The sequence below is a fragment of the Acidimicrobiia bacterium genome (assembly GCA_040289475.1).
In the GTDB taxonomy this organism is placed as follows: domain Bacteria; phylum Actinomycetota; class Acidimicrobiia; order ATN3; family PSLF01; genus PSLF01.
The window spans coordinates 101,012-125,044 of record PSLF01000004.1 but is presented as its reverse complement, the minus strand read 5'-3'; the positions used below and the strand labels follow the sequence as shown (position 1 = coordinate 125,044).

20 protein-coding genes, 1 tRNA gene and 1 pseudogene are annotated in these 24,033 nt (G+C 54.3%); 14 read left to right on the top strand and 8 right to left on the bottom strand.

All coding sequences use genetic code 11. The annotated features are described in order from the left end of the window. Positions 1 to 27: 27 nt before the first annotated feature. On the bottom strand, positions 28 to 3,060 hold the full coding sequence (locus C4318_03630; protein ID MER3454231.1) for an FAD-binding oxidoreductase: 3,033 nt from the start codon (positions 3,058 to 3,060) through the stop codon (positions 28 to 30). After that, on the bottom strand, positions 3,057 to 3,941 hold the full coding sequence (locus C4318_03625; GenBank protein MER3454230.1) for a hypothetical protein: 885 nt from the start codon (positions 3,939 to 3,941) through the stop codon (positions 3,057 to 3,059). The genes C4318_03630 and C4318_03625 overlap by 4 nt, the downstream gene beginning before the upstream one ends. Positions 3,942 to 4,321: 380 nt before the next feature. Between C4318_03625 and C4318_03620 the strand changes: the two are divergent. From C4318_03620 to C4318_03590, 7 genes and pseudogenes are all read left to right on the top strand, one after another. Beyond that, positions 4,322 to 4,399 (top strand): annotated as a pseudogene (locus C4318_03620) (fatty acid-binding-like protein). Positions 4,400 to 4,792: 393 nt separating this feature from the next. Further along, positions 4,793 to 5,932, top strand: coding sequence for a metallophosphoesterase (locus tag C4318_03615; GenBank protein ID MER3454229.1), 1,140 nt, complete (start codon positions 4,793 to 4,795; stop codon positions 5,930 to 5,932). A gap of 73 nt (positions 5,933 to 6,005) precedes the next feature. Beyond that, positions 6,006 to 8,945: a hypothetical protein gene (locus C4318_03610; GenBank protein ID MER3454228.1), complete on the top strand. Its 2,940-nt coding sequence runs from the start codon at positions 6,006 to 6,008 to the stop codon at positions 8,943 to 8,945. A 300-nt stretch (positions 8,946 to 9,245) separates the two neighbouring features. Continuing rightward, positions 9,246 to 9,818 (top strand): hypothetical protein, encoded by a 573-nt coding sequence (locus C4318_03605; protein MER3454227.1) that lies wholly within the window; start codon positions 9,246 to 9,248, stop codon positions 9,816 to 9,818. Positions 9,819 to 9,824: 6 nt separating this feature from the next. Next, positions 9,825 to 10,172, top strand: a complete 348-nt coding sequence (locus C4318_03600) for a hypothetical protein (GenBank protein MER3454226.1) — start codon at positions 9,825 to 9,827, stop codon at positions 10,170 to 10,172. 323 nt (positions 10,173 to 10,495) lie between these two features. Beyond that, a complete protein-coding gene (locus C4318_03595) occupies positions 10,496 to 11,578 on the top strand; it encodes a hypothetical protein (GenBank protein MER3454225.1) in 1,083 nt (360 codons plus the stop codon). A 7-nt stretch (positions 11,579 to 11,585) separates the two neighbouring features. Continuing rightward, positions 11,586 to 12,044: an archease gene (locus C4318_03590; protein MER3454224.1), complete on the top strand. Its 459-nt coding sequence runs from the start codon at positions 11,586 to 11,588 to the stop codon at positions 12,042 to 12,044. 53 nt (positions 12,045 to 12,097) lie between these two features. Here C4318_03590 and C4318_03585 read toward each other — a convergent pair whose 3' ends face one another. Together C4318_03585 and C4318_03580 are read right to left on the bottom strand one after the other, a co-directional pair. Beyond that, a complete protein-coding gene (locus tag C4318_03585; GenBank protein ID MER3454223.1) occupies positions 12,098 to 13,519 on the bottom strand; it encodes an RNA-splicing ligase RtcB in 1,422 nt (473 codons plus the stop codon). Positions 13,520 to 13,772: 253 nt separating this feature from the next. After that, positions 13,773 to 14,081, bottom strand: coding sequence for a hypothetical protein (locus C4318_03580; protein ID MER3454222.1), 309 nt, complete (start codon positions 14,079 to 14,081; stop codon positions 13,773 to 13,775). A 16-nt stretch (positions 14,082 to 14,097) separates the two neighbouring features. Here C4318_03580 and C4318_03575 point away from each other — a divergent pair, with 16 nt between their 5' ends. Continuing rightward, positions 14,098 to 14,409, top strand: coding sequence for a hypothetical protein (locus tag C4318_03575; GenBank protein ID MER3454221.1), 312 nt, complete (start codon positions 14,098 to 14,100; stop codon positions 14,407 to 14,409). Positions 14,410 to 14,448: 39 nt separating this feature from the next. On the opposite strand, the gene C4318_03570 is transcribed toward C4318_03575, so the two are convergent. Together C4318_03570 and C4318_03565 are read right to left on the bottom strand one after the other, a co-directional pair. Next, positions 14,449 to 14,521 (bottom strand) — tRNA-Arg (locus C4318_03570). 489 nt (positions 14,522 to 15,010) lie between these two features. Further along, entirely contained in the window at positions 15,011 to 15,406 is a 396-nt protein-coding gene (locus C4318_03565) for a hypothetical protein (protein MER3454220.1), read from the bottom strand. 64 nt (positions 15,407 to 15,470) lie between these two features. Here C4318_03565 and C4318_03560 point away from each other — a divergent pair, with 64 nt between their 5' ends. Then, positions 15,471 to 15,659 (top strand): hypothetical protein, encoded by a 189-nt coding sequence (locus C4318_03560; protein ID MER3454219.1) that lies wholly within the window; start codon positions 15,471 to 15,473, stop codon positions 15,657 to 15,659. 284 nt (positions 15,660 to 15,943) lie between these two features. On the opposite strand, the gene C4318_03555 is transcribed toward C4318_03560, so the two are convergent. Continuing rightward, positions 15,944 to 17,713, bottom strand: a complete 1,770-nt coding sequence (locus C4318_03555) for a ferredoxin--nitrite reductase (GenBank protein ID MER3454218.1) — start codon at positions 17,711 to 17,713, stop codon at positions 15,944 to 15,946. Positions 17,714 to 18,112: 399 nt separating this feature from the next. Here C4318_03555 and C4318_03550 point away from each other — a divergent pair, with 399 nt between their 5' ends. From C4318_03550 to C4318_03530, 5 genes are all read left to right on the top strand, one after another. Beyond that, on the top strand, positions 18,113 to 19,207 hold the full coding sequence (locus C4318_03550; GenBank protein MER3454217.1) for a R2-like ligand-binding oxidase: 1,095 nt from the start codon (positions 18,113 to 18,115) through the stop codon (positions 19,205 to 19,207). Between the two features lie 68 nt (positions 19,208 to 19,275). Then, on the top strand, positions 19,276 to 19,551 hold the full coding sequence (locus C4318_03545) for a hypothetical protein (protein ID MER3454216.1): 276 nt from the start codon (positions 19,276 to 19,278) through the stop codon (positions 19,549 to 19,551). A 35-nt stretch (positions 19,552 to 19,586) separates the two neighbouring features. Next, positions 19,587 to 20,108, top strand: a complete 522-nt coding sequence (locus C4318_03540) for a hypothetical protein (protein ID MER3454215.1) — start codon at positions 19,587 to 19,589, stop codon at positions 20,106 to 20,108. Positions 20,109 to 20,153: 45 nt separating this feature from the next. Next, positions 20,154 to 21,668 carry a TIGR01777 family protein gene (locus C4318_03535; GenBank protein ID MER3454214.1) on the top strand — a complete coding sequence of 505 codons (1,515 nt, stop codon included), beginning with the start codon at positions 20,154 to 20,156 and terminating at the stop codon, positions 21,666 to 21,668. Between the two features lie 61 nt (positions 21,669 to 21,729). Continuing rightward, positions 21,730 to 22,779 carry a R2-like ligand-binding oxidase gene (locus C4318_03530; GenBank protein MER3454213.1) on the top strand — a complete coding sequence of 350 codons (1,050 nt, stop codon included), beginning with the start codon at positions 21,730 to 21,732 and terminating at the stop codon, positions 22,777 to 22,779. A gap of 100 nt (positions 22,780 to 22,879) precedes the next feature. On the opposite strand, the gene C4318_03525 is transcribed toward C4318_03530, so the two are convergent. Further along, the gene (locus C4318_03525) at positions 22,880 to 24,004 is read right to left on the bottom strand and encodes an acyl-CoA dehydrogenase (protein ID MER3454212.1); all 1,125 of its coding nucleotides are present in this window, start codon (positions 24,002 to 24,004) and stop codon (positions 22,880 to 22,882) included. Between the last annotated feature and the right edge of the window lie 29 nt (positions 24,005 to 24,033).

Genomic DNA, 24,033 nt, shown 5'->3' with positions numbered 1-24,033 from the left:
CGCGATGTGAAGGTACCACGGCTTCGCTCAATGGGGATCAATTGCTGACTGACCTGAAACGGCCATATACAGATATTCGGCCAGATGCATGACCGGTCGGGATTGGGATGAGGAGAGCCTTGTTCTACAGCTGAACCCATCGGCTATGACCGGCCTGTCGAGGGGCGTGAGGTCCAGCGCTGGCCTGGTCTGGTGTTCGAAAATAGACATGGACAAGCCGCGCGTTTTTCTCGAGAGACCGAATTTTCCTGCCATTCCGCAGCATCCAGCGGGTACAAGCTCGGCCTCGATTCCGATTGCATCTAGGACCTTCGCATCGATTCCACCACCCCACAGCGCTCGTTGGTGGCAGTGCATGAACACCGAAGCTGATTTGCGAGCGCTCCCGGACGGACCGAGGCCTTCTGTCTGCTGGCCACCAGGCCCCGTGTCTGTGGTTCGACCGCGGTCGAAGCTAGCACGTCTCGAGATAGATTTGCTAAGGCCAAAGACGGCCTCCGAGAAAGACAAGGCACGCTCGGAGAGGCGTTCCGCCTCCTCAATGTCTAGTAGTTCCTTGAGTTCGGAGCGGAACACTGAAAGACAAGACGGCTCTAGGAATACCACTGGCAATCCCCCATACTGTCGAGAGAAAAGAGCTTTGGCAGTACGCTTGAGAAGCCGTTTTGCGATCCCCAACATTCCTGCTTCTATCAAGGGACGAGCACAACAGAGAGGAAATCGCGACATACGCCGTCTTCGAATAGCGACGGGTTCAATTCCCAAGGCGCAGAGCGCTCTCCACGCGGACTCGAAGACACCGGGATGGAAGAATTGGGTGAAGCAGTCGGGCCAAAGTATCACCTGTGCGGTTGGAACGTTCGTGGCAATGACTGCTTCCGGAATCGAGGGTCGACGAGATGAGACCCGGGGTAATTCAGCGTCGCGAGCTATGCCGAGCATTCGCCTCAGTGCGGGCGAGTTCCCGGCTAAGTCTATCCCCCTTCTGACTAGAGGCATGCTAGTAGCCTGAAGCCACAATGGACTTGTTCCCAACACAAGATCAGCGAGGGACTTTCTGCCCAGTCCGAGCGCTCCGTACTTCTGATAGAAGAACTCCGATCGATAAGTTGCGATGTCCACGGCAGCAGGGCACTCGGCTTTGCATGCCTTGCACCCTATGCACGCTTCCAGAGCCTCGGCCACTTCTTGGTCGCCCCATCCTTTCTTTAGGGTGGCGCCAATAGCCATCTCAAATAGCAACCTGGCTCTCCCTCTCGTGGAATGGCGCTCTTCTAAAGTGGCCATGTACGTAGGGCACATGGTCCCGTTGCCCCCCCATGCCTGCTTCCGCACACACAGCCCGGCTCCCACACAGCGGTCGAACTCCGTGGCAAATGTGGCTCGATTGGAGGCGAAGGCCATTCCCTTCCTGCGTGCGCTTATAACCTTGGGCAATGCACTTCGAAGGTTTGAGGTAGGTGAAGGAGCTTGGACGATGCGCCCAGGATTAAGAAGACCGTCTGGATCCCAGATAGTCTTGAGCCTTCGGAACCCATCGACAATGCGGGCTCCGAACATCGTTTCTAAGAGTGCGGCCCGGGCTTGACCGTCCCCGTGTTCTCCCGACAGCGATCCATTATGCTCGACGACTAATCGAGCTGCGTCATGGATGAATCTGTGGAAACGGTCCCGTCCGCTGGCAGTCTCGAATTCGAAGGACAAGTGCGTGTGGACACACCCGTCTCCGAAGTGACCAAAGATAGCACCCGACAGTCCGTACTCGCTTTGGAGCTGCCGGAAGGCCTCGAGATAGATAGCGAGTTTCTGGGGAGGCACGGCCGCGTCCTCCCATCCCACAGATTCGCGTATCCCTTTGGGATTGAGGGTTGCCATAGCCAGAGCAGACTTGCGGATACTCCAAACGGCGTCGGCGTCGAGTCCTTCTAGAACCACAAAGTCCGGCGTGCATTTGCTTTGGGATCCCGGTCTGGATTCGATCTGTCGCAGCAGAGATGAGAGCCGCTCGTGTGCCTCATCTTCGGATTGGCCGTCTATCTCCAGTAAAAGCCACGCGGCGCCCTCGGGGAGTCTCGCAATCACTTCTATGTGCCGGCCCGCAATCTTGCACCGCTCGACCAGTTCGTGATCTATCGCTTCGAGTCCCGAAGGGTCGAATTTTAGAAGATCTGGAACGGCAGCAGCAGCCTGTTCAATACTCGAGAAAGGAAGGACCACCAGAAATTTGTGCTTGTGATCGGGGACTAGTCGCACCTGAAGCTGAGTGATGACAGCGAGAGTTCCCTCGCTTCCACAAACCCCTCTTACCGGATCTAGAGCCTCGGGCAAAAATGCATCTAGGTTGTAGCCAGAGATACGGCGCGGAATGGCGGGAAACTTGGCAGAGATCTCCGTTGCGAGCTCGGCAGCGAGTGTAGCGCTTTGGGCTAGGTAAGGGTTAGATGCGATCAAATCTTCGGGGCCGGGATTGCAAGAGCTGGGGTTGTGACCTGAACTCGTCGCAGCGGGACCCAAGGAGAATTCAAAGCCTTCAGCAGTTATCCCCTGCACCGCTCGCACATTCAAGGCAGTAGGACCGTATCGTACAGACCGTACCCCGCAAGAATTGTTCGAGTACATGCCGCCCAGGGTTGCAACGTCTTTTGTCGAAGGATCCGGTCCGAAGCGCAAACCAAATTGAGAGGCATAGTCGTCGAGAAGCTGGAGCGCAACTCCTGGCTCGACCGTCGCAGCCATCAGGTCAGGATCTACGTCGAGTACTCTGTCCAAATACTTCGAGCAGTCGACAACTAAAGTTTCGTTGCATGCTTGGCCTGCCAGCGAGGTGCCAGCACCCCGAGCGGTCACAGGCACTCCTTCCTTCGAGCACTCCCGAACTATCGAGACCAAATCCTCGACGCACGCAGGGATTGCAACTGCTAGGGGAAGGTGGCGGTAGTTAGATGCGTCGCTCGCGTACAGTGCTCGCGTCCCAACGGTGTCGTACACGCGACCGACCAGCTTCTGTTGCAGATGGGAAAGGAACTTTGGGGAAAGCTCCACCTTTTCCAGTTCGCTCAACCCCGTCTGAATGCCTCGTAGGCTCTGAGGGCCTCCTCATTGATTTTTGCAACTATCTCGGGCTTGGAGTCAGCCAAGTCCCGTAGTCGCGGTAGGTCGTAGGCGAAAAACCACAGGACCCTGGAGGCATCTAGTGACTTCAAAAAAGCATCTCTATCGGGTGGGTTTTTCCAAGCGGACAAGTAGGTATTTATGTGAGTGAGGCGGTCGATGGGCCTGTCCACTGCCCAGGGGGTTTGGTCAAGCCAGCTCGCGAGGTCGCCAGCAGGTGGACCTACTGAGGCGTGGCACCAGTCGATCCATACTAAATGCGAATTGCTTCCCGATGTGGCAACACTGTCTATGTCTACGTTGCTTCGTGCTCTTAGAACGTTTCTGGGAAATGGATCTCCATGTAGAAGCGTTTTTGGCTGTGCCCGCAAAAACTCGACTATCTCGGATGGGTCTCGTACCAGCTCTTGCAACTCACTGTCGAGAATCGAGCTGGGCGTGCGAGCCTCTGCCAGAAGCATCTCGAGGTCGCGGTCTAGTGGATCCCTAAGCCAGGGCTGTTCGAGAATTTCGGAACCGAGAAAAGCTTCGTGAAGCGCTGCAAGCTCGGTTAGGGCTTGCTCTAAGTCGGCATCCGACCACTCCTCGACAGCGTGAGGGATCTCTTTCATAATTACCCAGGAGATCCCTCCCTCGACCAGCCGCGGCACGCGCACAGGAAATCCTTGTATTGCCAGTTCGAGTACGCGCCTCTCTCGCTCGGTGAGGGCCGGAGACGCGAGCTTGACTACATATCCGTTCCCCACCAGCACTCTGGCGTCACTGGTGTCAGGTATTTGCTCAAAGTCTTCGCCGAGGTAGGCTTGTATAGGAGTCTTTTCAGCGGCCATTTCCCCACTTAACCTGCTCTAGCCAACTATTCAAGAATAGCCCGATCTAGCTGCGTCTGGCCCCATTAGGTGGCTGAAGCGAGATCTCGCCAGTCTGTGAGCCGTAGTTGCCGTCCCACTGTCCTAAGTGTGATCTAAGATCCTCCTGGAGCGACGTGCGATCAGAGAGATCGATGAGCCGATACCGACTCGGTCACCGGTTGACGTGTTATTCACTTCTCTTGCTCGCATCTGATACGTACAAGAAACGGTTTTGGCACAGAGGAAGTAGTGACACAAACGAGATGCAGTGAACGGACATACCTCTAGGACAGTGATTGGAAAGGCGGAGGGATGCCAGTTATTCATGCTGACGTAAAACCTCTTGAGTTTCTTTTGGGCAACCGGGTCGGATCGAGATCGTGTTCGCTCACCCTACTGGAATTGCTGAGATCCTGGAAGGGACCGTCTCTGGGGATGAAAATGACGCGCCATCTCCGTTGCGAGCTCAATCGAGTGCAAGAGGCTTCGTGAGCATGTTGGCGAAGAGAAGTAAGGTCTGCAGCGTAGCCAAACCTCCAATTATCTCTTCTGCCGCTACGCCGTTGCCCTTGAGGGCGTTCTCAGCCCTGCCGATTCTAAGTAAAGAGATCGCTCCCAGATCTTCACGGAGGGCGGCGACGATAAATTGGTTAGTGTCGAGGCGATGGCCTCGCCATGTTTCTCACTTTCGAGAGGGTCTCCACAGGCATAACACGCCTTCGCTTCAGAGCGGTTGAGAGCGTCGCAGGTGGGGCAGATCTTGTGGCTAGCCATTCCCGGGCGAGACATTCCTACGAGACATTCCTAAATGATATGAGACATCTTGAGCCATGCGTGTCGCTGTAATCGCTGACATACACTTAGACACCAGATTCGCGAAACTTGGGCGAGCTGCTGCCTTGCGGAGAGAGAACCTCAGAAAGACTCTCGAGCGTGCTGTCGCATTGGCCAACGAGAAAGGCGCCGATGCTTTGTTGGTGGCAGGAGACCTCTACGAGCAGGAGCGATTTTCTGCTGACACAGGGCGTTTTCTCGCCCGCGTTTTTGAGAGCTTTTCCCCCCGGCCAGTTGTGATCGCGCCCGGTAATCACGATTGGTGGGGGCCTGAAAGCCTTTATGCGCTTACTCCTTGGGGAAAAAACGTCCATATCTTTGACGCCTCTCAGCCTATGCCCTTCCAGCTAGAGGATGGCCTTTGGGTGTGGGGTGCTGCCCATGTAGCGTCTCGTACTGACAAAAATTTCCTTGAAGGATTGAAAGTGCCCTCAAGCGGCGTTCATATAGGACTTTTCCACGGCTCCGAAATGTCTCGATTGAGCAACGAGCGAGCTGACGATTCGAATAAGTTCGCTCACGCTCCGTTTAGGGAAGCTGACATCGAGAGGGCTGGACTTGCTCACTTGTTCGCAGGCCACTATCACCGGGCTTCTCAAAGTCCGTTATGCACCTACCCAGGCAATCCAGACCCTCTTACATTCGGAGAGGATCGTGATATCAACCCAAGAGGGGTTGTTCTTGCCGAGATCCATCAATCTGGAGAGGTGGAGGTCCAAGCACCGCATGATGTATCGGTTTCACGAGTTCTCAGTGTCGATGTGCAAATCCAAGAGGATTCTGACAAGAGTCAGTTACTCGACGCAGTGATTCGCTGCGTGGACGATACCACTGGCGGAAGGGTAGATGGTTCGTACATCAAGATCTCGCTGGTAGGGCGCGTCAGAGGAGATTTCGATTTCGACTCTCTCGATGTCTTGATAGCGTCCCAGCTTGACTCGGCTGCTGCAGTCGTGGTTGATACAGAGCAGCTTACCCGGTGCGCCGATTACGCTGACTATTTGGAAGAGGTATCAGTTAGGGGCGAGTTCGTGCGAGCCGTTCTGCGCTCGTCCGAGCTGGAAGAGTCTATTAAGCAGAAAGTCATATCTGTCGGTATTGCGGCATTGGAGGGCCGCGATGACCTTTTGCAATGACGGTTTTTGCGTGGCGGAGACCAGTAGGGATACACAACAACCTTCACAGAGTAAGAGTGCACGATAGGAAGCAATGAGGATCGAGGAGGTACAGGTCCACGCCTTTGGGGCGCTTCGGGAACAGCGCCTCACGTTTCCGCCTGGGCTAGTCGTAGTTTATGGACCCAACGAATCAGGAAAAAGTACCTGGCTGCATGCTCTGTATTGCGCGCTGTGTGGCATTGCAGCTGGTCGGCGATCCAGCGCGGAGCGGAACTTCGAAGACCGCTACGAACCCTGGGATGGAGGGGAGTGGAAGGTCTCGTGTGTAGTCGTCCTCGACGACGGCCGTCGAATCGAGGCTGTCCAAAGGCTCCACAAAAAATCCGGTTACGTGACGGATCTTTCAAACGGAAAAGATGTGACAGCACAGTTCATCAAAGGCCGCAAGCGCGGTATGCCCGATTTGACGATTGCTTGTGGGGTCGATCGGGTGTTCTTCCGACACGTAGCCATAGTTCCTCAGGGAAGAGTTTTAGAAATCACACGCAGAGATTCCGTGTCGACTAAAGGGAGCGCTGCCGAGGCCATCCGGACATTCATTTCGAGGGCTGCTGCGGTCTCGGGTAGCTCTGAGAGCATTGCCGATGCTCTTCGCCGGCTAGCCGAGGCCCGCGATCAGCTTGGCAGGGAGGATCGAGATGGTTCTAAGCCTCTGAACGTGGCGCGGAAGAAACTCAAGGAGGCCCAAGAAGCTTACGAGCGCGCGAAATCTCAGCACGAAAAACTAGTTTTGCTGGACCGGAAAATCAAAAGCCTCGAAGAAAAAGAGGCTGATCTGCGCTCTCGAAGAGCCTATTGCGAAGCGGTTTTGAAGCGTGCCGAAGCGATATCGCTGTCCGAAAGATTGCAGGCGGCCCATCGCCTCGTACAGGAGATACCTGGTATTGAAACAGCTGATTGGGGAACAGCCGTGGAGGCCTCCCGAAAGCTCGCTGAGGCCCGAGGGGAGTTGGTGCGCGCCCTTGATGATATCGCAGAACACACCGGAATGAGCGAAGAGGAGATTCGTTCGCGCTTGGACGAACTAGCTGAAGTGACTCCACCGCCTGACATTGGAGTCGATCCTGTCGAAGCGCTCGCATCTCTGAAGGATTTGGAGAGCGTGTACCGCCACACCAGGGATGCATTAGCAAGCATGCAGGCTGCCGGCGTCGACAAGATCGAGCCACCCGATCTCGGACGGGCTACTCCCGATCAGCTATCACGGCTACGGTTGAAAGCCTCGGCAGAGCCATTTCCTTTAGAAGAGAGCATCTTGCGTGCCATCGATGAAAAGGAGAAACAGATAGCGACGGCGTTGACCACCCGCGCTTTATCCATAGTTGGCGTTGTCGCCGGCGTTGGATTGCTCATTGGCTCCATCGTATTTCTGATGAAATCTCCGCTACTTGGGGCTGCTACAGGGCTTTTAGGTTTGGCTGTTCTGGCAGTGGCCTTCCTAGCTCTGACCTCGTCTGCCAAGAACTCAAATGAACTTCATAAGCTCAGGACGATCTACGGGGTTCAACAAGAAGCTTTTGAGCGATCTAGGCGGGAAGCAGCTGAAGCCTTGGAAGAAGCTCGATCGCTGGGACTGCCTGCAACTAAAGAAGGATTAGAAGAGCTGTACAAGCGTTGGCAGCAGTATGAATTCGCTGTACAGAGTCGCCAAGCCATCGAAGCACAGCTCGTTTCGACAAGGCAGCGGCTAGTAAATGCTGCTTCCAGCCTAGCTCAGCGGCTTGTATGGCTGTGCCGAAAAGCTGGGTTGAAAGAGCCCGACATTTTTGGTGAAGAGTTCGACGCGAGTGGTGAATTGCCTGACAGCAGCACCTTTGCGGCTTTGGATCGAGCCTACAAGATTGTTTGTCGTTATCTAAGCGAGATCGCCGAAGCTCGCAAGAAGTACCAGACGAAAGTTGAACTGGAAGCGGCTTTAGTGGCAAGGAAGCGATATGAAGACGCGTTGCGCGCTGCGCAAGAAGCGCTGCGAAAGTATGGAGAGCGCAGCGTTTCGCCAGGGGCTGAGGATTTCAGTCCAAAGGAGCTGATCTCAGCGCTTCGCAAAGCAGAGGAAACTTTGCAATCCGATTTCGCTGCCAGTAGTGATGCTCAGCGTAGGCTCGCGGAACTAACAGGTGGAAAGTCCCTAGAAGAATTCGATGCTGAAGTGCGAACCGCTTCAGATGACGCGACCAAAGCTATTGATGCAGCCAGTGCCTCTCAAGAGAGCGTCGAGTCCAGAGCCAAGCTCGTCGTGTCGTCGGACAAAGCGCTGGCAGAGCTCCAGTCCGAGATGTCCGCTTGTGCTGAAGAACTCGAGGAGGTTTCCCGGAAGCTGGCTGCCGAAAAAAAAGCTTTCGAGATTCAGTTTGGCAGCGAGGCGAGCGATTTCGTCTCCGTAGCAGAGGCTGAAGAGCTTCTAGAGGCTGCGGAGGCGGAGCTTAAGACGTTGAAACAGCAAGCATTTGTGCTGGAAATGGCGGCAAAACTGCTAGGAGAAGCCGGACACCGAGTTCACAACAAGTTGGCTCCGAGATTGCAAAAAGTCGCCAGCGAAGCAATATCCAAGGTCACCCTCGGTAGATATATGGAGGTCTTTTTCGACGACGAGACACCCGTGGTTAGACTGCGCCGACCGACATCCGATGGGTCGAGTGGTCCGCCAATTGAGGCCGAGCTTCTCTCTTATGGAACTGCTGAGCAAATATATCTTCTATTCCGCCTCATTGTCGCTAATGAGGTGGCTACGAAAGACTCGATACCGATGTTTTTCGACGAGTCCACCGTGCACACGGATTCAGCCAGGCTCTCCGAGCTGCTCGAGATATTGAATTCAGCGGCGAGTGACGACTCATTGTTCCCGAATATCTCTCAAGTAGTCTTGTTCACTCAAGAAGAAGAGGTCGTTCAGTGGGCCAAAGACCGGCTTCCGCCCGACAATCTCATAGTCCTATCCGCTGCCCCCACCAAGGTATTTCGGGGCAAGTGAGCCTATCATCTGATTCGGGAATACCCGCTCTTAGCGAAGAGAAAAGCTCTTTTTCCTCGCCCAGTAATGTCATTGGACGATAATTGCAACGCGCATCCGCTTTTTTCCGAGCTTTCCAAACTGGTCCCAATGACAGAAATTGTGTCTAACCGCTACGAGATCGAAAGCGTGATAGGACGGCGGGTATGGGGACTGTCTACCTGGCACGCGACCGGAAGCTGGGGCGCAGCGTAGCGCTAAAGCGATTGGAACTCTCGGAAGTAGGCGTAGGATCGGACGAAGCAGTTCGTCGTTTTATGCGTGAAGCTCATTAAATGGGGAGCCTCTTGCACCCTGCGATCGTCATTCTCTGCGACGTTCTCGAGGAAGGGAGCGATCTATATCTGGTTATGGAGTACTACCCGTCAAAGAATCTCCGAGCCGCTCGACTTTTCCTCAGTTTCAATTTCTCCCGAATTTAGCACGATAATCGAGCGGGCTACTGCCAAAGAACCCGAGCTTCGCCCTTCCGCGTCACAGCTTCGGGCATGGCTCGAAGGTGAGCAAGTCCCACCAGCTCACACAAGATCGCAGGAAAGCTTGTATGCTCTCGGGACTGCTCCTGCCCTCGGGAACAATTCCACTTCTTTTGGGCCACGTCCGAACTTCGGGGCCTCGCAGGTGGCTGAGACTGAATCATCTGCTCCTTCAGCGCTAACAACGTCACGCGCCGATTCGTCCGCCCTTTCCCCAGCCACAGGCGCTGCTTCAGAGGGGAGATCTGTGATCCCCGCTTCGGCGGAGTCGCTTCGTGGGCCGCAGGCCGGCATTGAACAATTTTTGCAGTACGACTACGCAACTTCCCGGGTTCGAGGTCGTGGGCTTTCAACCTGAGCTGTTTTGATAGGTGTTGCAATTGGTTTAGTAGTAGTGCTCGCTCTCGTCGCTGCCGCGGTGTTGTCCACAAGATCCGCGCGACTAAGCAGGGGATTGGAGGGAAACGCGCCACCTGGTTTTCGAGTTCACGACAGCCAACTCGGCTACCGCGCAGCTATCCCAGCTACCTGGACATCCCAGGTGGACGTATCTTCTAGGGCGGAGTTTCTCTGGTCACCCGGCCAAGAGGCAGGAGTCATAGTGGCCGACTTGGGCACGGCCGACACCTCTATCTACTCTCTCAGCTCCGAGGAGCTTGTCGCTAAGGGAGCTTTTTGTTCAACAGATCCGACAAAATGTGGGCTGTCATAGCCTTGGCTCGTAGGGCCACATTCGAGAGCTCGAAAGGGGCCTTTGCGGTATTCGAAAGAAGTTTTCTATTCCCTGTCTCTTGACGGAATCTCGAGTACCGCTCCGTAGTGCTAGAGTCTCAACCGTATGCAATTCAAAAGCGACAGACTGTTTTTCGTGGGAGAGGCACATTCACCAAGAAGAAGATTGCGATGGTACGCTAAGCAGCAAAGCAAGCGGATCGGGTAGACTGCGAGTGCTTGTTTTGTTGATCAAGTGATTTGGCGTCTGCGACGATACCGAAGATTGTCCGGGCGTACGATGGTTCGGAGAGGTTCAATGCGATGAGGCTTTTAGAGAAACGGCGGTTGTTGATTTGGGGTTCGGCTGTGGCTACGGCGGTCGGAACACTGCTACTCTCGGTTTTGAGTATTGCCCAAACGAGGGTTCAGCCCGATGCTCAGCCCTCGCCCTCTCCAACGATAGGCGTTCTTAGGGCACCTGCCGCGCCGTACGAGGATGGGCGGCTCACGGTCACGAACAACGTGCCTCCCGGCGCTCTTCCACCCGCGAACTTTCAGTTCTGCCCCGAGGGTGTAACAAAAAGCTGGGCCGGTAGAGTCATGACAGGTGCCGACTTTTCCAACGAAGATCTCCAGTGCGCAGACTTCACGGGAGCGGATCTCACACGAGCGAAGTTCACGAACTCGAACCTTCGTAGCGCATCGTTTGTCGATGCGATTTTGGACCTCGCAGACCTTAGATTTGTCGACGCACAAGATGCTGTGTTCACCAACGCCAGACTTCATGGCACCAAGCTAGATGCAGCAAACCTCGCGGGAGCTGCGTTGCAAGGTGCTCGCCTGAGCGCGGCCAGCCTCACCGCTACGCGCTTTGTCGACTCGAACATGAAGGCAGCTCACATGTCTGGGGTTTCGATGTCCGGGACTAACCTGAGCGGAGCCGATCTCACCGGTGTCGATCTGAGCTATGCGAACTTGACGTTTGCCCGATGGCAGGGGGCAGTTCTTCGTAACGCTAACTTGGTCGGGGCCGACTTGACTGGGGGAAACTTCGCGAACGTCGACTTCTCGGGCTCCAACCTCAGCCGGACAAAGCACGACGGCACCGTACTTCGCGGTGCCAATTTGGCAAACACGACCATCAACGATGCCAACTTCTCGGCTACCAACATGCGCGCGATCACCCTTGAGAACGCCGTTGTGACCTATACACACTTCAATTTCGTGCGCCTCGAAAACTCCAATTTGACGAACACGGACCTAACAGGTAGTAACTTCATCGGAGGTGTCCTTACGGGGGTGACTTGGGAGGGGGCCAAGCTTGACGGGACTCGTTGGCACAAGACGATTTGCCCAGACAGAACTATGGCTAATCTCAACAGGGGGACCTGTGTAGGTCACTGATAAGTGCTTGAGGACTCAGAGAAGGAGCGAGAAGGAGCCGACGGCGGGATACAGATATTTGCCGCACACGGCCGACGAGATTTTAGAAGCGTGGGGCAGTACGGAAAGAGATTGTGCCTCTGAATTGGCTACTGGCCTGGTAGCTGGTTTCGTTCAGTCGCGATCTGAATTACCAGAGCTCGAGGCCCAGCCTTTCGCTATAGAGTTGGGCGATAGAGCAACACTCGAAGATACGTTAGTAGCGCTCCTAGAAGAGGTATTGTTCGTCGTCGAAACCGAAGGATTGGTGCCGATCCGTACCGAGGTGGAAAGGATCGAAGCGGGCCGAGTTGAAGGCAAATTCTATGTCTTGCCATTGGACGCCGTAGAGGAGACGGGTGCTGTTCCGAAGGCTGTAAGCTACGAGGACCTCGTATTCGAGAAAGCAGACGGTCTCTGGAGAGCCCGGATAACTATCGACGTCTAAGGCAACCGTATTTATTAGACCAGCGGTCTAGTCCTCGAAACCCGCTAGTGCGACTATCCTTTGACGACTCCTATCGGGACCAACCGTGCCACCCGCTTTGCCAATCCGGCACGTTCACACACCTCGACGACCTCGTCAACATTTTTATATGCAAACGGGGCCTCTTCAGCGAGACCTTTCATCGACTCGCTTCGTACCCGAATACCTTGTGACTCGAGCTGTGTTTTTAGCGCCTCCCCTCTGATTTTCTTCGTCGCCTGATGCCTGCTCATCCTCCTTCCGGCACCGTGGCATGTCGAATTAAATGCGGGGTTATCTGGGAGGCCGGCGCAAACAAAGGACCCGGTCCCCATGGATCCAGGAACGAGAACCGGCTGTCCCGTCCGCTTATAGACATGGGGAAGCTCTGGATCATTTGGAGGAAGGGATCGCGTGGCTCCTTTTCGATGAACGCAAAGTGTGAGTTCCCGGTCGTCGACGAGATGTATCTCTATCTTTGCGAGATTGTGCGAGACGTCATACAGAAGCCGCAGGCCACCATCTCCGAGAGCTGCCTGGAAGGCCTGCCGGGTGGCGTGAGTGAGGGCTTGGCGATTGGCCCTACCGTAGTTGGCAGCAGCAGCCATCGCGGCGAGATACTTCTGTCCCTCAGGCGACTTGACTGGTGCGCAGGCGAGCTGTTTGTCGGGAACCTCAATGCCGTAGCGTGCCATTGCGCTGAGCATCTCTTTTACCGAGTCGGAGCAAACTTGGTGGCCGAGTCCTCTAGATCCACAGTGGATCATTACGCACACTTGGTCGTCGGCCAGTCCGAAGGCGTCTGCCAAATCACGGTCATAAATCCGATCGACTCGCTGGACCTCCAGGAAGTGATTTCCCGATCCGAGCGATCCGACTTGAAGGAATCCACGCTCGTAGGCCCGCTCGCTGAGAGCATCGGGATCAGCGGTGTCGAGAAAACCCCGATCCTCACAGTTCTCAACGTCTTGAGGGACACCGTATCCCTGCTCAACCGCGTGGGCAGATCCCCGCAAAAGAATACGCATGAGGTCCCGCCTTCCCGATAGGCTCCAGACCCCTCCTTTCCCCAATCCTTTGGGTATACGGCGGGCGAGCTCATCCATCAAAGACTCCATTTGGTCGGAGATTTCTTGGGCCGCGTAATCTGAGATCAGCAGTCGGACACCGCAAGAGATGTCAAAGCCGACACCTCCGGGAGAGATTACGCCCCCGGCCTCTACGTCTGTGGCAGCTACTCCGCCTATGGGGAATCCGTATCCCCAGTGGATGTCTGGCATAGCAAAAGACGCCCGTACGATCCCTGGTAGGGTTGCTACATTCGCAGCTTGCTCTATGGATTTGTCATTTACGATGTCAGGGATCAGTTCGGGAGATGCGAAAATCACGGCAGGAACCCGCATTTTACCCTCAGGGGCTACCTCGTAACGGTACTCGCCTGCTGCTTCGAGCTTCATCTTCTCTGCCTCCCCCTCGACCCGTAATCCTCTGGCGTCATCGCTAATTTCTAAGGATGGCCTCCTGGGCGGCGAACACCTTTTGGTTTTGGACCTATAGCAATTCAGATAACGACTGCATACTTTGATTTTCGATCTGGCTCAATTGCCCTTCTTGAACACCCTTTTGTAGAAGTTATTAGAGGGGCTCACCTTTCTTCCTTTCTGCCTCCAGGTGGAGAAGCGACGAATCGGGCCACGACCTGGGAGAGGATCATTCTCCGTAGGGAAGGGCGAGGCTCACCAGAGTGCTTTTGGCAGCGCAGTAAGGTGCAGATTGAGGCAGCGGTGTGAGACCAGCCAAGCTAGCGACGAGCAACAAAGTGCCGGATTTGCGGTCGAGCATTTGGGGAAGTACGGCCTCTACGCAGTTAACCGCGCTCATGACATGTACATCGAGGTGCCGGTGGAATACGCCTGCATCAAAGTTGTAGATGTCAAAGGGCTCGAGTACCCCGGCGTTGAGGGCAACGACATCGACATGACCGAGCTGGGTAATTGCTTCATCGGCGATCTCCAACATCGGAGCACTCGCTTGAGTGTCTAAGACATTGGCTTGCTGGGCCTCTTTGCTTTTGACCGTTTCCTGGTTCTCTCCCGCTAGCTATCTCATTTCTACACGCATGATTACCGTTCCGCTAAATTCTTCAAACGGAGACGTCGAGTTGGCCTTCGACGTTGCTAGATCACCTCAGTTCCTAGTTGCGGCCGAAGCCCACACTCCTACGGGCGTAAATGTTTTTGGAATGTCCGCGAGAATTACCTCGCTCATTCGCGTGTCCGTGAACGGGGATTGGGTACGGACCGATGCCCATTTGCAGCGGATCTGGATAATGGTCGAACGAACTTAGATCCGTAATGGCGTACCTCGGCGTATGCCGAGTCTTCAGCGCCCCCGGGAGGACTCGAACCTCCGACACCCGGTTTAGGAGACCGGTGCTCTATCCCCTGAGCTACGAGGGCAACGTTTACGCTTAGGCTATGTCATTCGATGGCTGGTCGAGACCGTCAAAGGACAGCGCGACGTATCGCTCTTGCCGGGACAAGCTTTCTAGGCGTTCGGCTTCGGGTCACCGCTTGCTAGGCAGTTGGGTTCCGATCTTAGTCTCAGTGGCTTGGACGCTCTAACGTGCATAGGTTATTTCGACAAACTACGCTTCGTATTATCGACAGAGGGATATAAATAGCCATCACGAGTTTGCGAAAAAAGCTTTTAGTAAGATTGACAGTGCACAAAACGTTGGCATTAGAATCAGCTGTTTAGACACGCGCACAGTGGTGATTTCGCAATCCGAAAGTTTTTTGCGGTCAAGGTACCCTATTCGCTCGCAGGATTGGATGAGAACCGCACCCTATCTGTCTCCTCTTCGAAATCTTTCGGCAGCGTGGAGTCATCTTCGAGCTACCCAAGTAAATACCTAAGTAGGACTGACAGGCATGCGAGAGGTGCCGCTAGATCACCTTGGGCTCGTCACTGCCTTCTGCTACCATCTCAAGTCCCGCCTCGGCCCAGGCTTTCATTCCCCCCGCGAGGTTAGATGCTGGGATGCCGTGAGAGATCAAGATCTCGGCTGCTTTGAGAGAGCGCTGACCGGATCGACAAACTACTACAACTTCGGAGCTAGTCGCATCTGGGGAGCGGTTCTCTAGCCAAAATCGGATTTCCGCCAGCGCTGCGGCGGGATCCTCTCTCAGGCGAGGCAGAGGCAGATACCGGGCTTGGGGAGCGTGTCCTGCATCCCACTCGTCCTTGTTCCTGACATCGAGCAGTAGCGCTCCAGCGTCGAGCTTTTGCTGAGCGGCCTCTAAGGTAAGTTCCTCGACTTTGTTAGGAATTTTGTCCCCCATCAGAGCCTCCTATTCAGTGTCTGTCCTCTGGCATACCCCAGGTGCTCGAGCTGCTCCTTTCCCGGTGCAGAAAGTCGCAGAGATCATTGGACGCGTTGGCGGTGACTCTCGTGAGTCTCTGTTGTCCTTTGCTCATAACCAACAGCATGAGCGCCCGAAAGCGTGGCAGACAAATGCTGACACCACGGCGTTGAGCGCTCCTACAACCACTGTGATCGCAAGGATTGCCAGCCACTACAAGGAGACGACCTGATAGATCGAGGGGAGAAAGACAACCGCTCCTAAAATAACGGTGTTCAAGGTTATGACAACACCTACCATGCGCACCGCAATTGCAGGACTCTTCTAGGGATTCGGTCCGCGAATCATCCCCCGCTCAAATTTCCGATCAACAACACAGTCTCTACAACCTCGAAGATAAGACCGCGTCCAGATTCTCCTATTCCGATTGGCCATGTTGGAGGGTAGCTCCTTCATATTGCCTAAAGGATCGACGGCTGCACTGTCGCTCAGGGCCGTTCTAAGCGGCGTCACTCCTCAGGTGGCGCACTCGCCTCGACCTAACTTCACTTGAAACTGGACGTCTTCATCCCAGTCCACATACTCGTCGGGAGCTTCTTCGAAGGGGCGGAGTTTGCCAAGCTCTTCTACTTCTCGCTCGATAGTTTCCACGCCCTTGGCGGCCATCCACTCCTTGAATGTCTGCCCAGGGAGCCGTTGTTCTGCGTAGGAAGCCAGGATAGCGCTTACTACTTTGGGTGCCCGTTTTGCCGCCAGTTTAAGGCTTCTCTTCCCGAAGCGTACCTCTCCCGCCTCGATCACCCCTCCTCCGAGCATTAGTTGAGCACCGGGGGCGGAGTTGCCTCCCAGACGCTTTTCGAATCCCATAAGACCTATGTCGGCTATGTGATGTTGGCCGCAGGAGTTCGAGCAGCCGGAGATGTTTATCTTGACGCCGGGGAGGTCCGCGAGTCCGGACTCTTGAAGCTCACGGCGAATTGCTTTGGCAAGCCCCCGACTCTGTGTGATGGCGAGATTACAGGTGTCGGCTCCAGGGCAAGCCACCACGTCCGAGGCTCTCTCTCCCTCTATGTTGGAAAGCCCTATACGCTCAAGCTCTTCGTAAAACGGCTTGAGGTCGGCCTCTTCAAGGTAGCGAAATACCAAGTTCTGACGGATTGTCGCCCGGACCTCGCCTTCTCCGTACTGCCGGCATAGGTCTGCCAATTCTCTGAACTGTTCAGCGGTTATGTCTCCTATAGGAAGAGAAACAAATGCGGCGAACTTTCCATCTTGACGCTGAGAAACTACGTTAGATGCCCGCCAGTTCTCGAAAGTGGGCTTGACGAATCTTTCGATGCGACTCCCGTTTTCGGAGACGCGGGAGTCTCCCAGGGGACCCAATTGCCCGAACGTTTCCGGACTTGCGGTCAGCACCGAGTCGGGAATACCCGAGGGAGTGCGCTCTCCCACTACCGAGCGAAGCTTTTCTCTCTCGTCAAAGACAGCGTTGCGAAATTCCTCTATGCCCATCTGTTCGACGAGCCACTTCATCCGAGCTCGAAGCTTGTTTTCTCTATTTCCTCTGCGATCGAAGATCCTAAGGATCGCTTCCATTGTCAGGATCAAATCCTCAGGGGGTGTGTACTCCTCTAGCAGCTTGGCTGGGTACGGAGTTGTGCCGAGACCACCACCGACCAGAAGCCTAAAAGCGAGGTTTCCATCAGCGTCTTTTACGGCTATGACCCCGATGTCGTTGATAGTTCCAGCAGAGCAGTCCTTTTCGCAGCCGGAAAAAGAGATTTTGAACTTGCGGGGCAGTCTCTGCGATATAGGGTGGCGCAAAAAGTAGTCGGTTGCGGCACGTGCCCACGCTGATATATCAGCGTTCTCAAGCGGGCAAGTTCCCGCAAGTGGGCATCCTGTTATGTTTCGCACGGTATCGCCACAAGCCTCTCGAGTGGTCAGCCCGACGGAGTTGACGAGACGCATGACGTCTGGGCACCGTTCTAGCCTCACGAAGTGGAACTGAATGTTCTGTCTTGTTGTTACGTGACCGAAGCCTCTGGAGTATTCTTCTGCGATGTGTCCCAATGTCTCGAGCTGAGTGGGATTTAGCCTGCCCTGAGGTATCTTGACCCGCACCATCTGAAGATTGTTGCCTTGCCTGATTCCGTAAATCCCATTGGTCAAGCGGATAGGGCGGAAGACCTCCTCGTCGAGGTGTCCAGCTAGGTACTTCTTGATCGACTCCTCGAACCGATCTATCTCTTTTGCAACATCGGAGCTTAGGCTGGTTGTGATCATCTGCCTCGTGCCTCCGAATTCAGCTCGTTATAGGGTTTTTGGGATTTCAAGTTAGTGTGCATTGTTGAACTCATTCGTGTGAGATAAGGAAGGCGTAGCGTTAGTTGGGGTTACGAAACAGCACTGCCAAATCTTAGTAAACTGCTCGGAATTATGCAAGAGCTAACAAGCTGAATGTAGGCGGCAGTCCTCCAGGCAGCAATGTGAGATTTAGCACAGTATACCGGCGTAGTATTGCCACGTTGAGTACAGCGCTATAAAATTCGTGATGGTGTGAGACAAACCAACGCAATTTGTCTCAGTGTTTGACTGTATAAGTTGCGCAACCGAGCAGACGGGAAGATCCGAGAACTCGGCCTTCGGTTAGGATCTGACTTTTAGCGCAAGGCGGCTGGCCGCATGTCATCTGCCAAATATGAACCATGGGGAGGGAGCTCGATGAGCCAAACGCTTACCCAGAGAGACATCCTAGAGATCAAGCGCCACGAGGGCGAGTGGCGGTCGTCCACTGGCTTGCGCTACGACACAGTGCCCTGGAAGTTGTACGAGAAGGCCAAGAAGTTTTTCTGGGACCCGGCTCAGATTGATTTCAGTCAGGATGCCAAGGACTGGCAGAGACTTTCGGAGGAGGAGAGGCTCGCAGCTGCCGTTTTGGCGAGAGGTTTCATGGTTGGCGAGGAATCAGTCACCTTGGATATTGTCCCGCTCATTATTGGAGTGGCAGACGAGGGACGAACCGAGGAAGCCATTTATCTGACGACGTTCGCTTTGGAAGAAGCCAAGCACGTCGAGTTCTTCCGTTTGTGGTTCGATGCCATCGGTGAAGATCCCCAACGTATTTATGATTTGGCTGATGAGAGGCGCAAACAGGCGGGTGTGCAATTCGACCCAACCGAGGGGATGTTCAACAGCCAGCTTCCAAAGGTTATGAGGCGAGTGTTATTCGACCGCTCACCCCAGGCTTTTCTAGACTGCGGCCTTACTTACAATCAGTTTGTCGAGGGGTGCTTAGCTATCTCTGGATACAAGCTTTGGTCTCAGTTCTTTGAGGACACAGGCGGTTTTCCCGGACTGCAGCAGGGTCTGATGTGGGTGCGCAGAGACGAGGGACGCCACATCACTTACGGGACGTACCTCTGCAGGCGTATATTGGCCGAGCATCCTGAATTGATGGACTTTGCTAGAGAGCGCCTCGTTGAACTTGGAAACTACTACTTCAGGTACTTTTTCGGGTTCCCTATAGATAGAGAGGTTGTGCGGGGATTCTTCGACGAAAATGGCAATTTGGACAGGTCGAAGCTTCCCCCTGCAGAGCTGATGCAGATCGAGCAGCGATTGGTCGAGTTCTTGGCGACGTTCATGTACAACGCCTGGGATCAGGTCGATCGGCGAATTCAGGTTCTCGAGAAAGCGTTGGAACTCAGTGAGGAAGAGGCAATTTTGGGTGCCGGCGCAGAAGATGCGGAGCGTGAGCTCGACACCATAGTTGCTTAGCCAACGGAGCAACCCGCCTCTCAAGCGAGAGTAAGACAAGTCAACTAAGGCTGGGAGGCAGCGCTGGGGTGCCGACCCCTGGACACCACCCGCAAGAAGCGCCCTCTCGGGGGCGCTTCTTTTTATGCTCCTCGCCCGCTATAGGGGCCGAGTTCGAATGCTCCACTAAAGTTCTAGAGCTCGTTGTGCCGAAGATTGGCGTAGCAAAGGGAGGGCAGCGACCGACACCAGTGGTCGGTTGTTGCCTTTTTTTGTTAACCGTGATAATTCTGTCAAAGAGTGAGACGATTGCCCCTTTGCGCTGTGCTCTGGAGTGGCGGTTCTTTACAAAAAAGCCAGTTTAGTGAGGGTTAAAAGAAAAATACGAGAAAGCCCACGTATGAGACGCCTTTCTTGCAATTTTCATTCCAGAAATGACTCGGGTTTTACCATGGTTGAGCTCATGGTCGTGGTCTTGATCATTGCAATTCTGATGGCCATCGCGATACCTACGTATGTGGGGGCTAGGAGGAGAGCGATGAACCGAGCGGCTCAAGCCAGCCTGAGAATTGCGGTCACTGCAGAGATGGCTTACTACTCGTCAGGAGCGCAGGTTTTTACTTCCGACACCAACGCTTTGCAGGCAGAAGAGTACGGGCTTTACTGGATTGGGCCCAATCCCTCGACCCATTTCAAAGAGGTATCTGTGGATTATAGGGGGGGCGAGTATCTCTGTTTGGCGGTGTTTAGTCCCTCGGGAGATACTTTCGGCATGATTCTTGAGATGGTACCTCCTAGTAATGTTGTATATGGTAAAGGGGTACCGCCGAGGGCTTCCGACTTTTGCGATGGCCACGTACCTGGTGATATTCCTGTAATGGGAACTTGGTCTACTGATCCTTCAGTTGGGTGGGCATCCTAAAACAGCATGCTAGAAGTGCCATGATGTAGGAAGAGGGGTGATTTCATTCGGATCGCGGTTCTCGGGGCAACCGGGTTCATAGGTAAAGCAATTTCATTGTTTTTGCGCAGCAGGGGCCACGCTGTTCTGGCTTGCGTGCGATCGGAGGAAAAGGGTCGGCGCGTCCTCGGTTTTGATTGTGAGCTTTTTGTCGACCCCTCAGGAGTCCCAGACGAAGACGCCCTCTCGCGCTGTGATGCCGTGGTAAATGTTGCTGGATCTCCGTTGGTTGGGAGGCGGTGGAGCGAGCGTCGTATACGAGACGCAGAAAATAGCAGGATCCTCCTTACCGAACGGCTCGTCAAAACCTTGGCTGGAGCCTCTCTTAGGCCCCGTGTGCTCGTGTCAGCTTCCGCTGTCGGCTACTACGGTGCGGGATCTATTTCAAATCCCCCTTTTGAAGAGTCAGATCCACCCGGGTCGGGGTTTCTCTCCGATTTATGTGTAAGGTGGGAAAACGCTGCGCAGCGTGCGGATTCGTTGGGAATGCGGGTCGTAATTCCCAGGCTCGGTGTGGTGCTAGGGCGGTTTGGAGGCGTGCTGGAGGTCCTAGAGCCTCTGTTCAGGTCGGGAATGGGCGCATCGATCGCATCAGGAGAACAACCGTTTTCTTGGATCCATACAACCGATGTTTGCCGAGCAGTGGCAAACTTTGTCGAAGAAGATACTTTCGAAGGGCCTGTCAACCTGGTTGCTCCCACTGAGACGACTTACAAAGAATTTGTTCAGAGCTTAGCTTTGGAGTTAGGCACAAAGGTACGATTATCGATCCCTGCTGAAGCATTGAGGCTGGCTTTAGGTGAGGGATCACTTTCGCTATTAGAAGGTCAGCGCGTTATTCCATCGAAGTTAGCGGAAGGTGGGTTTGACTTTGCTTTTCCGGAGTTAAAAGTTGCACTTGCAGATTTGTTCAAGCCTATCAAAATGCTGACTTCTAAAAAAGTATTACCAGAAGAGGTGTTTGAAGGAGATTGTTCCTTACAATTCATGTCTCCAATCCGAGGGCGACCAGGAGTTCTGATTCAATCGTCCTTCAAGGTGGCAGCCGAAAAAGATGAGGTGTTTCGATTTTATTCTGTGCCAGGAAACCTAGCGGCACTTATTCCTCCTCGTATTGGCTTTAGGATATTAGAAGCCCCTCTAAAAGCGAAGAATGGAAGTGTTGTGCTCTATGAAGTAAAGGCAGGGCCTATTTCTAAGAGGTACAGCGGAAAGATTTTTTGCATTTCCGAGCCCAAGGAATTTTTTGATATGACCGAGGGAAATTCCAGGATTCGGTGGTTTCATCGACATCGGTTTGAAGACATAGATGTTCCGTCAGATAATAAGTCGGAAAGGCATTTTAATCGGAAACGAGGAACCGTTATTCGCGATGATTTATGGTTTACCTTACCGGCCACATCTAGGATGCCATTACTAGCTTTCACAGGCCAACTGGGTACATTAGTTTCCCGTGCACTTTTCGAATATCGCGCTCAGGTTTCCAAGTGGAGATTTGGGGATGCGGACATGCGGACGTGAAGTAGTCTAATAGAGTAGGATGAAGAACGTAGGGCGTATCGAGTCCAGTTAGGAGAGGCTCATGGCTACTGACACCACCGGATCCGAGATTCTTGATATCGTTCGCCACGAAGCGGAGTGGAAGTCTTCCAGGGGACTTCGATACGACATTGTCCCATGGCGCCTGTACCAAAAGGCCAAGCAGCTGTTTTGGGATCCGGCCAGGATCGATTTTTCCAAAGACCGAGAAGACTATGAGGCCATGGATGAGACCCAACGGCGCACGATTGCGTTTTTTGCAAGGGGCTTCATGGTTGGCGAGGAATCTGTAACGCTTGACATCGTGCCGCTGATCGTTGGCGTTGCAGACGAGGGACGGGTAGAGGAAGCTATTTACCTCACCACCTTTGCTATGGAAGAGGCGAAGCATGTGGACTTTTTCAGACGATGGTTCGACGCTGTAGGAGAAGATCCTCAGCGCCTTTACGAGGAAGGCCAGCAGCGCAGAAAAGAGATGGGGGTGGAGCGGGATCCGACCGCAGGGTTGTTCGAGAGCGAGCTTCCAAGAGTTATGCGTAGGGTGCTCGTCGACAGGTCACCGAAGGCTTTCTTGGACTGCGGGGTTACGTACAACCAGTTCATCGAGGGCTGTCTTGCGATCTCTGGATACAAGCTGTGGGGTGAGCTCTTCAAGAGGTGGAAAGTACTGCCGGGATTACAGCATGGCCTCTCACTCGTGCGGAGAGACGAAGGACGCCATATAACTTATGGGACCTACCTATGCAGAAGAATCCTCCAAGAAAGCCCTGAGCTCATGGAGTTTGGCAAGGCCCGCATGTACGAGCTGGCCGACCAGTTTTTCGGGCAGTTCCGATTTCCTAAAGAGGCTGTAAGTTCTCTCTTTGACGAGTCAGGACGATTCCTCACCGACAAGGCCCAGCCGTTTGCGGATGCGTTCAATGTGGACATCGGGGAGATAGAGTTCATCTCCAGCTTTATAAAGAACGGCTACGATCAGGTAGAGCGACGAATCCAAGTTATGGAGAAAGCTCTCCAACTCAGCGACGAAGAGGCGTTCTTGGGAGAGGGATCCGAGGCTGCCGAGATTGAGCTGGAAACTGTGGAGGCCTGAGCTCTTAGCTGGGGCCACAGCATCTGCAGATGGGCCGTTGAACTAGATCGCGGCGCTCTCAGCTCGTCAGCTTAGGGCCGTCTCGACTTGGTGGATCGCTTTAGTTGACGGCTGGATCCTTTGGTAGCCCCAGAATTTTCTCGCCGATTATGTTGCGCTGAATCGCCCAGGTCCCACCGCCAATGGTTAGAGCGGGCGAGAATAAGAAGCCGTAGTGCCATATCCCTGCTCCGGTGCCGAGAGGTCCTTTTGTCGCTAGGGTGCCGCCAGTTCCGGCCAGGTCTTTTGCCAGTTCCATCACATGCTGGCCATGCTCGTCTGCGAGAAGTTTTCTTATAGACGACCAAGGACCCGGATTTGAACCTTTGATCGCAGAGGTAATTTGCCTCAATCGCAACAGACGTAGAATCTCGTGCTCTGTATAAAGCCTAGAAAGCCTCTGACGAAGACAAGCGTCGCGCACCCCGCCGCTTGTCCTTACTAGGTCTATGAGATCTAGGGCCGTAGGACCCGCCCCCCAGATCGCTCCTTCCTCCGATAGAGAAACTCTCTCGTTGGCGAGAGTGACTTTGGCGAGGGACCATCCTTTATTCACCTCCCCCACGACGTTTTCGGCTGGTATGCGGACATCGTCAAAGAACACCTCGTTGAAAGTGTGAGAACCGGTCATTTCCACGATGGGTCGTATGGTTATGCCTGCGGCATCCATCGGGCAGATGAAGTATGTAATTCCGTCACGTTTGGGTGCCGTAGGATCTGTGCGCGCAAGAAGAATTCCATAGCGCGCTATGTGAGCCAGCGAGGTCCAGATCTTTTGCCCGTTGACTATGAAGACATCTCCGTCGGCGACGGCCTTTGTTTGGAGGGAGGCAAGATCGGAGCCGGCTCCTGGCTCCGAAAACAACTGGCACCATATGTCTTCGCCCGAGAGGATTCGGAACAAATAGCGCTGTTTCTGCTCTTCGGTTCCGGCGTGCAGTATCGTGGGTCCTGCCCATCCTATGCCTATCGGATTAGTCGGTTTGCGAACCCCTGCGCGCTTGAGCTCTTCCTCGATGATGAGTTGGTGGATTGGGTCGGCTTCTAGTCCCCATGGCCGGGGCCAATGGGGGGCGACATATCCTGCCTCAGCTAGCTCCCGGCCAGAGGGCGAAGGATGTTCCGCGAGCCACTTGCGTATTTCGACTCGTCTAGGATCGTCGTCTGGTGGAAGCTCTAAGTCCATAGCGGCACATACGATATACACTCTCCGGT

Excerpts from the sequence above, each read along its gene's own strand:
- C4318_03625 (MER3454230.1), bottom strand. The coding sequence starts at position 3,941 with ATGGCCGCTGAAAAGACTCCTATACAAGCCTACCTCGGCGAAGACTTT.
- C4318_03615 (MER3454229.1), top strand. The coding sequence starts at position 4,793 with ATGCGTGTCGCTGTAATCGCTGACATACACTTAGACACCAGATTCGCG.
- C4318_03610 (MER3454228.1), top strand. The coding sequence starts at position 6,006 with ATGAGGATCGAGGAGGTACAGGTCCACGCCTTTGGGGCGCTTCGGGAA.
- C4318_03595 (MER3454225.1), top strand. The coding sequence starts at position 10,496 with ATGAGGCTTTTAGAGAAACGGCGGTTGTTGATTTGGGGTTCGGCTGTG.
- C4318_03585 (MER3454223.1), bottom strand. The coding sequence starts at position 13,519 with ATGAAGCTCGAAGCAGCAGGCGAGTACCGTTACGAGGTAGCCCCTGAG.
- C4318_03580 (MER3454222.1), bottom strand. The coding sequence starts at position 14,081 with ATGTTGGAGATCGCCGATGAAGCAATTACCCAGCTCGGTCATGTCGAT.
- C4318_03565 (MER3454220.1), bottom strand. The coding sequence starts at position 15,406 with ATGGGGGACAAAATTCCTAACAAAGTCGAGGAACTTACCTTAGAGGCC.
- C4318_03555 (MER3454218.1), bottom strand. The coding sequence starts at position 17,713 with ATGATCACAACCAGCCTAAGCTCCGATGTTGCAAAAGAGATAGATCGG.
- C4318_03550 (MER3454217.1), top strand. The coding sequence starts at position 18,113 with ATGTCATCTGCCAAATATGAACCATGGGGAGGGAGCTCGATGAGCCAA.
- C4318_03540 (MER3454215.1), top strand. The coding sequence starts at position 19,587 with ATGAGACGCCTTTCTTGCAATTTTCATTCCAGAAATGACTCGGGTTTT.
- C4318_03530 (MER3454213.1), top strand. The coding sequence starts at position 21,730 with ATGGCTACTGACACCACCGGATCCGAGATTCTTGATATCGTTCGCCAC.
- C4318_03525 (MER3454212.1), bottom strand. The coding sequence starts at position 24,004 with ATGGACTTAGAGCTTCCACCAGACGACGATCCTAGACGAGTCGAAATA.